Annotated in this window: 1 protein-coding gene; it reads right to left on the minus strand. The window is 65.2% G+C overall.

What is annotated here, in order from left to right:
• The coding region (locus tag BHD06_RS22710; RefSeq protein ID WP_080459201.1) for an IS1380 family transposase at positions 1 to 1,050 on the minus strand (1,050 nt) is incomplete at both ends.

The following is a 1,050-nucleotide window of genomic DNA, read 5'->3' on the forward strand; positions in this document are numbered from 1 at the left end:
ACAGGCCGCCCGGAGCGTCCACCACAGCCAGTAGGCACAGCCGTGCAGCATGAGCCGCATCTGATTGGCGCTGGCCTTCGAGCACGACGTGCGGTCCGAGGCGAGATGGCTCTTCCAACCCTTGATGTGGTTCTCGGCCTGGCCGCGTGCGGAGTAGAGTTTCTCGTAAAGGTGCTTGCCGCGCGGGCCCATCAGATTGGTCACGATGAAGCGGGTGTCGCGTCCCATCGGGCCGACCTCGACCCGGGCGATGACGCGGCGCTCTTTCGACCATGACCGGGCCGCGTAGGAGAAGGACTTGAACCGGCGCAGTTTCTGGCCCTTGCGCGCATAGCGTTCTGCCGTGGAGGCCTCCAGGGTTTGCACATGCTCCCGCAGGCGCGGGTTCTTCGACAGACCAAACACATAATGGAGCCCAAGGCTGTCGCACAGGTCCAGAACCTCCGGGGTGCCGTAGTGGCTGTCGGCCCGCAGCAGGATCCCGGTCGTGGGCCAATGGCGGCGGATTTGCCGGATCAGACGCCGGATGTGGGCAGCGGCCTCCTTGCCGGTCGGGCGGCGGGCCGGGCGCAGCACAGCCCCCACCAAGCGCCCGTCGCCGTCAAAGACCACGATAGGCTGGAAGCCGTATTCATCGTAGTAGGCATTGAACAGGCGCAGCTGCTGATGACCGTGAGCGGTATCGAAGGTGTCGTCGATGTCGAGCACAATTTGGCGGGGCGCGCGTGCAAACGAAGCGCAATAGAGCCGCACCATCTCATGCGCCATCCGGATGAGCGCCCGCGTGTCAGCCAGGTTTTCCATCCGCGAGATCGTGGGCTGGGAGCACAGCGCGGCCCCGGTCTCGGGATCGCGCTCGAGAGCAAGCTTGAACGCCGGATCACCGCGCAGCTCGGTTGCATCGTTGCCGTCTTCATATCCAGCCGCGATCATCATGATCCGGAACCGGATGATGTCTTCCAGACTGTGCCGCACCTTGCCTGGCGCGCGCGGATCCGGGAGGCACTTTGCGACCAGACCCGCCAGGTCGGTCCGGCGTTCGACCTCCCG

Origin of the sequence: Roseovarius sp. A-2 (genome assembly GCF_002072155.1) — a bacterium.
GTDB lineage: Bacteria > Pseudomonadota > Alphaproteobacteria > Rhodobacterales > Rhodobacteraceae > Roseovarius.